The sequence below is a fragment of the Streptomyces niveiscabiei genome (genome assembly GCF_001419795.1).
Lineage (GTDB): Bacteria > Actinomycetota > Actinomycetes > Streptomycetales > Streptomycetaceae > Streptomyces > Streptomyces niveiscabiei.
Genome location: NZ_LIRL01000578.1, coordinates 1 through 10,184, shown reverse-complemented (window position 1 = coordinate 10,184; position 10,184 = coordinate 1). Strand labels below are relative to the sequence as shown.

Annotated in this window: 9 protein-coding genes, 1 tRNA gene and 1 pseudogene; 9 read left to right on the top strand and 2 right to left on the bottom strand. The window is 70.7% G+C overall.

Annotated features, from left to right (window positions below; translation table 11 throughout):
• Nucleotides 1-466 precede the first annotated feature (466 nt).
• From AOK24_RS26830 to AOK24_RS26805, 6 genes are all read left to right on the top strand, one after another.
• Nucleotides 467-949 carry a CarD family transcriptional regulator gene (locus AOK24_RS26830; RefSeq protein WP_003953493.1) on the top strand — a complete coding sequence of 161 codons (483 nt, stop codon included), beginning with the start codon at nt 467-469 and terminating at the stop codon, nt 947-949.
• A 253-nt stretch (nt 950-1,202) separates the two neighbouring features.
• Complete coding sequence (gene ispD / locus AOK24_RS26825) at nt 1,203-1,949, top strand: 2-C-methyl-D-erythritol 4-phosphate cytidylyltransferase (RefSeq protein WP_055722636.1); 747 nt, start codon at nt 1,203-1,205, stop codon at nt 1,947-1,949.
• Nucleotides 1,939-2,424 carry a 2-C-methyl-D-erythritol 2,4-cyclodiphosphate synthase gene (gene ispF, locus AOK24_RS26820; RefSeq protein WP_055722635.1) on the top strand — a complete coding sequence of 162 codons (486 nt, stop codon included), beginning with the start codon at nt 1,939-1,941 and terminating at the stop codon, nt 2,422-2,424. Before ispD ends, ispF begins: the two co-directional genes overlap by 11 nt.
• 47 nt (nt 2,425-2,471) lie before the next feature.
• The gene (gene cysS, locus AOK24_RS26815) at nt 2,472-3,872 is read left to right on the top strand and encodes a cysteine--tRNA ligase (protein WP_055722634.1); all 1,401 of its coding nucleotides are present in this window, start codon (nt 2,472-2,474) and stop codon (nt 3,870-3,872) included.
• Nucleotides 3,873-4,022: 150 nt separating this feature from the next.
• A complete protein-coding gene (gene rlmB / locus AOK24_RS26810; protein ID WP_055722633.1) occupies nt 4,023-4,967 on the top strand; it encodes a 23S rRNA (guanosine(2251)-2'-O)-methyltransferase RlmB in 945 nt (314 codons plus the stop codon).
• A gap of 117 nt (nt 4,968-5,084) precedes the next feature.
• Nucleotides 5,085-6,641, top strand: coding sequence for a DoxX family membrane protein (locus AOK24_RS26805; protein WP_079057002.1), 1,557 nt, complete (start codon nt 5,085-5,087; stop codon nt 6,639-6,641).
• A 73-nt stretch (nt 6,642-6,714) separates the two neighbouring features.
• Here the strand turns inward: AOK24_RS26805 and AOK24_RS26800 are convergent.
• Nucleotides 6,715-6,788: transfer RNA gene (locus AOK24_RS26800), tRNA-Thr, on the bottom strand.
• A 214-nt stretch (nt 6,789-7,002) separates the two neighbouring features.
• On the opposite strand from AOK24_RS26800, the gene AOK24_RS26795 reads away from it, so the two are divergent.
• From AOK24_RS26795 to AOK24_RS26785, 3 genes are all read left to right on the top strand, one after another.
• Nucleotides 7,003-8,088 (top strand): ABC transporter ATP-binding protein, encoded by a 1,086-nt coding sequence (locus AOK24_RS26795; RefSeq protein ID WP_055722631.1) that lies wholly within the window; start codon nt 7,003-7,005, stop codon nt 8,086-8,088.
• A gap of 209 nt (nt 8,089-8,297) precedes the next feature.
• Complete coding sequence (locus AOK24_RS26790; protein WP_107104055.1) at nt 8,298-8,756, top strand: hypothetical protein; 459 nt, start codon at nt 8,298-8,300, stop codon at nt 8,754-8,756.
• A 275-nt stretch (nt 8,757-9,031) separates the two neighbouring features.
• Nucleotides 9,032-9,763: a nucleotidyltransferase family protein gene (locus AOK24_RS26785; protein WP_055722629.1), complete on the top strand. Its 732-nt coding sequence runs from the start codon at nt 9,032-9,034 to the stop codon at nt 9,761-9,763.
• A 157-nt stretch (nt 9,764-9,920) separates the two neighbouring features.
• Here AOK24_RS26785 and AOK24_RS26780 read toward each other — a convergent pair.
• Nucleotides 9,921-10,184 (bottom strand): annotated as a pseudogene (locus tag AOK24_RS26780) (CapA family protein); the annotation flags it as partial.

The following is a 10,184-nucleotide window of genomic DNA, read 5'->3' as shown; positions in this document are numbered from 1 at the left end:
CACCAACCCCACCCACCCCTCGCTACCCGCGAGTCACTATGGCCACTTCCCGTACCCCGCGCATTCACATAACCCCCTCGCGGCCCCGGCCCGGATTTTCGAACTCCGAATGCGGGACGTGCCGGAATTCGATCACCCGGATGGGACCGGGCGTTCGATGATCAATTCCGGAAACATCGAAGACCGGCCACGTCACGCCGAACGGAGTAGCGGAAGTCGCACACCAGGAAGGGGACATATCGGGACGTTCGCCCGCCTTGACGCGGTTCCGGAAGCGTGTAACGTACGCGTTTCGCCCCCCATGGAGAGCCGCTCCCACCTGCGAATACCCGCTTCCGGGCGCCTTCCCCAGCACGTTCCTGTTGCTGTTGTCAAGCCCCGAGATATGCCCTGACCTGCGAAAACGCCATTCAGGAACCGTCGTTTCCGTGTTACCCTGGATAGCCACGGAAGGGGTACCTGTCACATGACGTTCAAGGTTGGCGACACCGTGGTCTATCCCCATCACGGGGCCGCGCTGATCGAGGCCATCGAAACTCGCCAGATCAAAGGCGTGGACAAGACCTACTTGGTGCTGAAGGTCGCCCAGGGTGACCTGACGGTACGTGTGCCAGCGGACAATGCGGAGTTCGTCGGCGTACGTGATGTGGTCGGTCAGGACGGGCTGGACCGAGTCTTCGAGGTGCTGCGCGCGCCGTACGCCGAGGAGCCCACGAACTGGTCCCGTCGTTACAAGGCAAATCTGGAGAAGCTCGCCTCCGGTGACGTCATCAAGGTCGCGGAAGTCGTCCGTGACCTGTGGCGTCGTGAGCGCGAGCGCGGACTCTCCGCCGGTGAGAAGCGCATGCTCGCCAAGGCCCGCCAGATCCTGGTGAGCGAGCTCGCCCTCGCGGAGAACACCAACGAGGACAAGGCCGAGGCCCTGCTCGACGAGGTACTCGCTTCCTGAGCCGAGTCTTCTCGCCATCCGATAATGCCGCGGTGCCCGATGACGTATTTCCCGTCGCCGGGCGCTGCGGCATGTTCGTACCCTCACCGCCCCGAGCCCGGGGTCCCCGAAGGAACCCCGAGTACCTGTACGAGAGTCCCGGGCTCCCGCTCCCGACCCGCTCGTCACGGAAGGGGCAGGTCGAGGTGGGGGTACCCGGCACTCCTCCCAGGCCATACCCACGTAGGTCGAGCACACAAACCTGACAGGAACCATGTCTGACGAATCACACCCCCCCAAGGCGGCCGTCCGCACGGCCGCGGTGATTCCGGCCGCGGGCCGCGGCGTCCGCCTCGGCCCCGGCGCCCCCAAGGCGCTGCGCACGCTGAACGGCACACCGATGCTGATCCACGCGGTGCGCGCGCTGGCCGCGTCCCGCGCGGTCTCCCTGGTCGTCGTCGTGGCGCCCCCGGACGGCGCCCCCGAGGTCCGCTCCCTCCTGGACGCGCACGCGCTCCCCGAGCGCACCGAGTTCGTGGTCGTCCCCGGCGGCGAGTCCCGTCAGGAGTCCGTGAAACTCGGCCTGGACGCGCTGCCCGACGGGTACGACATCGTCCTCGTCCACGACGCGGCCCGCCCGCTCGTCCCCGTCGACACGGTGGACTCCGTCGTGGAGGCGGTCCGCGAAGGCGCCGCCGCCGTCGTGCCCGCCGTACCGCTCGCCGACACGGTCAAGGAGGTCGAGCCGACGCCGGGGGCGCCCGAGCCCGTCGTCTCCACCCCCGTCCGCGCGCGCCTGCGTGCCGTGCAGACCCCGCAGGGGTTCGACCGGAAGGTCCTCGTGCACGCGCACGAGACCGTCACCCAGGACGTCACGGACGACGCGAGCATGATCGAGCAGCTCGGCGGGACGGTCGTCGTCGTCCCCGGGCACGAGGAGGCGTTCAAGGTGACGCGCCCGCTGGACCTGGTCCTCGCGGAGGCGGTCCTGGCGCGGCGGAGGGCGAACGATGGCTTCTGAGTTCTTGTTGCCCCAGGTGGGCATCGGCACCGACATCCACGCCTTCGAGGAGGGCCGCGAGCTGTGGTGCGCCGGCCTCAAGTGGGACGGCACGGGCCTGGCCGGCCACTCCGACGCGGATGTCGTCGCGCACGCGGCCTGCAACGCCCTCTTCTCGGCGGCCGGGCTCGGCGACCTCGGCCAGCACTTCGGCACCGGCCGCCCGGAGTGGTCGGGTGCATCCGGCGTCACGCTGTTGACGGAGGCGGCCCGGATCGTCCGGGACGCGGGCTTCGTGATCGGGAACGTCGCCGTACAGGTCGTCGGCCCCCGCCCGAAGATCGGCAAGCGCCGGGACGAGGCCCAGAAGATCCTGTCGGACGCGGTCGGAGCGCCGGTCTCGGTGTCGGGAGCGACCACGGACGGGCTCGGATTCCCGGGCCGGGACGAGGGTCTGATGGCGGTCGCGACGGCGTTGGTCGTACGGAAGCCCTGAACAATGCCGGTGTTTTCCGGCCCCCTTCTCCCACTACCCTTGGACCCGTGACTATTCGCCTGTACGACACCAGCGCCCGGCAGATCCGTGACTTCTCCCCGCTCACGCCGGGCTGCGTCTCGATCTACCTCTGTGGCGCCACCGTGCAGGCGGCCCCGCACATCGGGCACGTCCGGTCGAACCTCAACTTCGACATCATCCGCAGGTGGTTCGCGTACCGGGGGTACGACGTCACGTTCGTGCGGAACGTGACGGACATCGACGACAAGATCCTGTGGAAGTCCGGCCAGGAGAACCGTCCCTGGTGGTCCATCGGGTACGAGAACGAGCGCGCGTTCAACGACGGTTACCGCGCGCTCGGCTGCCTCCCCCCGACGTACGAGCCCCGCGCGACCGGCCATGTCACCGAGATGGTCGAGATGATGCGCACGCTCATCGAGCGGGGTCACGCGTACGAGGCCGACGGCAGCGTGTACTTCGACGTCCGCTCCTGGCCGTCGTACCTCGAACTGTCCCGGCAGGACCTCGACGAGATGCGGCAGCCGGACGAGTCCGGGATCACCGGCAAGCGCGACCCCCGCGACTTCGCGCTGTGGAAGGCGACGAAGCCGGGCGAGCCGGACTGGGAGACGCCGTGGGGCCGGGGGCGGCCCGGCTGGCACCTGGAGTGCTCGGCGATGGTCCGCAAGTACCTGGGCCCGGCGTTCGACATCCACGGCGGCGGCCTGGACCTGATCTTCCCGCACCACGAGAACGAGATCGCCCAGTCCAAGGCGGCCGGCGACGACTTCGCGACGTACTGGGTCCACAACGCGTGGGTCACCATGAGCGGCGAGAAGATGTCGAAGTCGCTGGGCAACTCCGTGCTCGTCTCGGAGATGGTCAAGCAGTGGCGGCCCATCGTCCTCAGGTACTACCTGGGTACGCCTCATTACCGGTCCATGATCGAGTACAGCGAGGAGTCGCTGCGCGAGGCCGAGTCCGCGTTCGCGCGGATCGAGGGGTTCGTCCAGCGAGTCGTCGAGAAGGCGGGCGGGGTGGTCGAGCCGGCCGCCGAGGTGCCGCCCGCGTTCGCCGAAGCCATGGACGACGACTTCGGCGTCCCGCAGGCCCTCGCGATCGTCCACACCACCGTCCGCCAGGGCAACAGCGCGCTCGCCGCCGACGACAAGGAGGGCGCCGTCGCCCGCCTCGCGGAGGTCCGGGCGATGCTGGGCGTCCTCGGCCTCGACCCCCTCGACCCGCACTGGGCGGGCGAGTCCGACCGGGGCGAAGACCTCCACGGCGTGGTCGACAGCCTCGTACGCCTGGTCCTGGACCAGCGGGAATCCGCCCGGGCCCGCAAGGACTGGGGCACGGCGGACGCGATCCGCGACCAGCTGGGGCAGGCGGGGCTGGTAATTGAGGACGGCCCGCAGGGCCCACGCTGGACGCTAGGACCCCGCTGACGTTGCGATTTGGGGCGCCGTCGAGTCTTTTAGGGGCGCGGGGAACTGCGCGACCAGCCCCGACGGCGCCGCACCCGCAAGACGACACAGCGGCCCCCATCCCGCACACTGGCAGCAGCACTCATACATTCGTACGGAAACAGGTAGGTCATGGCAGCCAACAACCGCCGCATGTCCGGCAAGAAGGGCGCGCAGGTCGGCAGTGGCGGCCAGCGGCGCCGGGGCCTGGAGGGCAAGGGCCCCACCCCGCCCGCCGAGATGCGCAAGGGACACAAGAAGAACCGCATCGCCGCCGCCCAGACGCGCCGCGCGCAAGGGCGTCCGGCGACGCCGAAGGGCCGGGGCGGCAAGGGGACGTCCGAGATGGTCGTCGGCCGCAACCCGGTCGTGGAGGCGCTGCGCGAGGGCGTGCCCGCGACGACCCTGTACGTCCAGCAGTTCATCGACAACGACGAGCGCGTCCGCGAGGCGCTCCAGCTCGCGGCCGACCGGGGCGGCATCAACCTCATGGAGGCGCCCCGCCCGGAGCTGGACCGCATGACGAACGGCCTGAACCACCAGGGCCTCGTCCTCCAGGTCCCGCCGTACGAGTACGCGCACCCGGAGGACCTGGCCGCCGCCGCGTACGACGCGGGCGAGGACCCGCTGATCGTCGCGCTCGACGGCGTCACGGACCCGCGCAACCTCGGCGCGGTCGTGCGCTCGGTGTCGGCGTTCGGGGGCCACGGGGTGGTCGTGCCGGAGCGCCGGGCGGCCGGGATGACGGCGGGCGCGTGGAAGACGTCCGCCGGCACAGCGGCCCGCACGCCGGTCGCGCGGGCGACGAACCTGACGCGGGCGCTGGAGGCGTACAAGAAGGCCGGCGTCGCGGTGGTCGGCCTCGCGGCGGACGGCGAGGCCGAGGTGGGTTCGCTGGCGGCGCTGGACGGGCCGGTCGTCATCGTCGTCGGGAGCGAGGGCAAGGGGCTGTCGCGGCTGGTCGGCGAGACCTGCGACTTCCGGGTGCGGATTCCGATGCCGGGCGGGGCGGAGTCGCTGAACGCCGGGGTGGCCGCGGGGATCGTGCTGTACGAGGCGGCGCGCCGACGGGGGTAGTACCTGTCATCCGTACGGGGTAGCGCTGGATCCGTACGGGGTGGCTCTGGGGTTTGACGGGGTCCGGACACATCCGGCGAGTCAAGGCAGTGTCCTAAACACAAGTCACTCGGTTAGATGAGTGTGGACACCAGAACACCCCGTACACCCGCGGGGGACCGCCAGTCGGGATTCGCCTCAGGACTCGACGACGGTCCCGCACTGAGCATGGTGAAGGTGCCGAGCGATCCGGCGCAGGTCATCGTCACGCACGCCTCCTTCCGCGTGCAGTTGGGCGCGTCGGCGCGACGGAACCAATCCCCCAGCGTCGCACGGCACTTGAGCGCGTCCGAGGTGCCTGCTGGCGCCCCGGCGCGGCGCCGTCCCGTCGTCTGGAGCGGGCACTCCGCGCCGGACGACACCGGCGCGCACCGCCTCCTCCAGGCGGTCCGCGCCGGCAGCGTGGGCCACGCCGAGCAGCCCGCCGCCGACGCGGGCGCCACCCAGGTCATCCCCCGCGTGGAGGTCGAGGACCTCGCCGAGCGGACGATGGAGACCCCCCTCGTCGGCGCCCAACGCACCCGCGACAACCGGCTGTTGCCGCACATGCGGGCCGTCGACAGCGTCTACGACGAACCGGCGTACGCGCCCCCGCCGTACGACGGGTACGACGAGCCGCGTGAGCGGGTGCCCGGCGATCCGGCGCGGCACGCGTACTACCCCGGGCGGCGGCTGAACCTCGGCGTCGTCCTGCTCCCGCTGCGCATCTTCCTCGGCTTCCTCGCGGTGTACGCGGGGATGGGCAAGCTCTGCGACCCCGTCTACTTCGACGGGGGCAAGCGGGGGTCGATGGTGAAGTGGCTGAACACGCTGCATCCGTGGGAAGTGGCTGAGCCACTGCGCCAGTTCGCGCTGCATCACCCCGTCGGCTCGGGGCTCGTGATCGCCTTCCTCCAGGTCGTCGTCGGCGTGCTGACGATCCTGGGGTGCTGGCAGCGGGTCGCGGCCGTGGTGGGCGCGCTGCTGTCGGCCGCGCTGATCGTGACGGTGAGCTGGAAGACCGTACCCGTCTACGACACCCCCGACATCATCAACCTCGCCGCCTGGTCGCCGCTGATCATCGCGGGCGCGCCGGTGTACTCGGTGGACGGCCGGCTCGCGTCCGCCGCGTGGCGGCGCCTCGGGCCCCGGGCTCCCCTGTGGCAGCTGCGGCGCTACACGCTGCGCCGGGGCGCGCTGGTCACCGCCATCGTCGTCGGCCTGACCCTCCTCTTCGGCTCGCTGCTCGGCGCGGCGGTCCGCGACGCCGACCGCGTGGTCGTCCCCGGCCCCGGCGAGGCGCCGCGCAACGAACTGCCGGGCTCCCCGCTGCCGAGCGCCTCCGGCAAGGACAGGCCCAGCTCCCGGCCGACCGGCTCCGCCTCCACCTCCCCCACGACGGAGGGCACGACCTCGACGCCGGCCACGGAGTCCCGCCAGGACGCCCCGACCTCCACCCGCGACACGTCCGACACCCCCAGCCAGACCCAGGGCACCTCCTCCGACGACACCCCGCCCAAGGACACGGCCCCCGCGCAGGAGGCCCCCAGCACCACGTCCTCCGGCCCGTCCTCGGGCGGCAGCTCATCGAGCGGCTCGGACGGCGGCGAGTCGTCGGGCGGCAACGAGAACCTGGTGGGCGGCCTGCTGGGCTAGCCCGGTACGCCGCCGTACCCACCGACGACAGAACCCCAGGCCGGATCGGCATCCGGCCTGGGGTTTCGTGCTGAGCCCCCTGTCGGATTCGAACCGACGACCTACGCATTACAAGTGCGTTGCTCTGGCCAGCTGAGCTAAGGAGGCGTGATGTGCGTGACGGTGTACGCGACCCGTGCAGTGTACCCAAGCCGATCGGCCGCTCCGTCGAAAATTTCCGCGAAGTTCACAGTCCTCCGGGTACTGACATAACGGAAAACGCGAGGTAGCGTCCTGAGGCAGTCCACCCGTGGACTACACCACCACCTTCCTACAACGGATCGTCCGGCACGTTCCTGCCGGTAGAAGGGGGCCTAGCACCATGGCCACTGTGTCTTTCGACAAGGCGACCCGGATCTACCCGGGTTCCGAGAAGCCCGCCGTAGACGGACTCGACATCCACATCGAGGACGGGGAGTTCCTGGTCCTCGTCGGCCCGTCCGGCTGCGGCAAGTCGACCTCCCTGCGGATGCTGGCGGGTCTTGAGGACGTCAACGGCGGAGCCATCCGCATCGGCGACCGCGACGTCACGCACCTGCCGCCCAAGGACCGGGACATCGCCATGGTGTTCCAGAACTACGCGCTGTACCCGCACATGTCGGTCGCCGACAACATGGGCTTCGCCCTGAAGATCGCCGGCGTCCCGAAGGCGGAGATCCGCGCGAAGGTCGAGGAGGCCGCGAAGATCCTCGACCTCACGGAGTACCTGGACCGCAAGCCGAAGGCTCTCTCCGGCGGTCAGCGCCAGCGTGTCGCGATGGGCCGCGCGATCGTGCGTGAGCCCCAGGTCTTCCTCATGGACGAGCCGCTGTCGAACCTCGACGCGAAGCTCCGTGTGTCGACGCGTACGCAGATCGCGTCCCTCCAGCGCCGCCTCGGCATCACGACCGTGTACGTCACGCACGACCAGGTCGAGGCCATGACGATGGGCGACCGCGTCGCGGTCCTCAAGGACGGTCTGCTCCAGCAGGTCGACACCCCGCGCAACATGTACGACCGCCCGGCGAACCTCTTCGTCGCCGGCTTCATCGGCTCCCCGGCGATGAACCTCGTCGAGGTCCCGATCGCCGACGGCGGCGTGAAGTTCGGCAACGCGGTCGTCCCGGTCCAGCGCGACGCGCTCTCCGCGACCACCGACAAGACGGTCACCGTCGGTGTCCGCCCCGAGCACTTCGAGGTCGCGACCGAGACGGACAAGGGCCTCGTCGTCACCGTGAACGTGGTCGAGGAGCTCGGCGCCGACGCGTACGTCTACGGCACCGCCAAGGTCGGCGAGGAGTCCAAGGACCTCGTCGTCCGCGTCAGCGGCCGTGCCGTCCCGGAGAAGGGCTCCACCCTCTCCGTCGTCCCGCGCGCGGGCGAGACCCACGTCTTCTCCACCTCGACGGGCGCGCGCCTGTCGGACTGACGCGAGATGTGAGAGGGACCCCGTGGCCGGGAGGTCGCGGGGTCCTTCTGCGTCCCCCTGAAAATCCCCGGCACTCCCGACTTTTCGGGCGCTCGCGTCAACCCACTACCCAATAACCGCCACTTCATCGTCCCCCATTCGAGTGACTAAATGTCTCCAAATCATTACTGGGCGCTACCATCAAGCGCGTGAAGCACTCGAAGCGCTCCGTGGAGCACACCACCACGCGGACGCGACGCGGCGGCAGGGGTCCCGCCCGCCGGATCGGTCGCTCCCTCGCCCTTGTCCTGCCTGTCGTCATGGTGCTCTCCGGGACCCTCGCGGTGACCCGGGTCAACTGGACCGGAAACCCGTCGGATTCGGTGCTGACCGCGTCCGACGTCTCCGCGCCCCGCACCGGCCGTGACAGCGTCGCCCGCGCACCGCAGGACGTCCTGCGGGACCAGCTCCTCACGGAGCTCCAGCAGAAGGACCCCGGCATCGCCCTGACCCACCTCCAGCAGGCGGTCAACGGCAAGCCGGCCCTCGCGAAGCACTGCGCGTCCATCGCGCGGGCACTGGGCCGCGCCGCCGTCCGCGTGTACGGCCCCAGCCGTGCCCAGTCCTTCTCCCGCCCCGTCTGCGACACGTCCTTCGCGTCCGGCGTCCTCGCGGCGCACACGAGCTGACCCGGTCGCGTACCGCCACCTGGCCCCGGGGATCACGGTGATCCCCGGGGCCTGGCGCGTGTGAGGGGGCCGGCGGGAGGGGACAGCGTGGACGCGCGGCGTCATGGCACCGGCGTCCGGGACCCGACGTAGGCGCCGTGCAGGAGACCGGGACCCAGTGGCCCGGCGCACGGGGCCCGGCGTGCAGGGCCCGGCGTGCGGGGTCTCGCGCGAGAATCCCCACGTAAGAGGCCCTTCCCGGGTTCCCCTTCACCCCCGTCTCGTACAGTGCGGTCATGACCGACCCGCACGCCGCGTCGCGGCCCACGCAAGCCGTCATCCTCGCCGGGGGCCAGGGCTCACGTCTGCGCCCGTACACCGATGACCGGCCCAAGCCGATGGTCGAGATCCCGGGGACGGGGACGCCGATCATCGGGCACCAGCTGAACTGGCTCGCGGAGGAGGGGGTGACCGACGTCGTCGTCTCCTGCGGGCACCTCGCGGACGTCCTCCAGAAGTGGCTGGACGAGACGGACCTGCCGGTCTCCGTCACCACCGTCGTCGAGCCCGAGCCGCTCGGGCGGGGCGGCGGGCTACGGTACGCCGCGGCTCGGCTGCCGCATCCCGACCAGTCCTGGTACGCCACCAACGGGGACATCTGGACCCGGTTCTCGCTGCGGGAGATGGCCGACTTCCACACCGAGCGCGACGCCGTCGCCACGATCGCCCTCGCCCGCCCCCGCATCCCCTGGGGCGCCGTCCAGACCGACGGGTTCGGCCACGTCACCGACTTCATAGAGTCCCCGCCCTCGACGTTCGAGATCAACGCGGGCGTGTACGTCTTCTCGCCCGAGTTCGCGGGGCTCCTGCCGGAGCGCGGGGACCACGAGCGCAGTACGTTCCCCCAGCTCGCGCGGGAACTGCGACTGGCCGGGTTCCCGTTGCCCCAGGGCGCCTACTGGCGGGCCATCGACACCGCGAAGGACCTGACCGAGGCGGCCAAGGAACTCGCGGCGCTGAACCGCTGACCGAACGCGGTACCCGCACGCGGGGCGCTGCCGCCCTCTAGCCCTCGAAGGCCCGGTTCAGTGCCACGCTGAGCTGGGCCTTCGGCATGTTCAGCGCGTCCGCGTTGTCGACGTACTGGTCGATCGCGCCCAGCAGCGGCAGCGCGCGGATCTCCGGGTCGGTGACGGTCGCCGCGAGGGCCTCGGCGACCTCCGGCGGGGACTTGAACGCGGGGTAGCCGGTGTAGTCGCCGTTCGCGCCGTACACGGTCTCCATGTGGCACAGGGCGAGGTCGGCGCGGGAGACGAGGGGGCGGACGGCGTCGAGCATGGGGCGGAAGTCGTAGCCCCGGCCCGCGGCGTCGAAGCGGGCGCGGTCGATGATGGAGGTGTGGGGGAGGACGTCGCCGGTGGCGACGAGCGTGAAGCCGGGGGCGGGGGC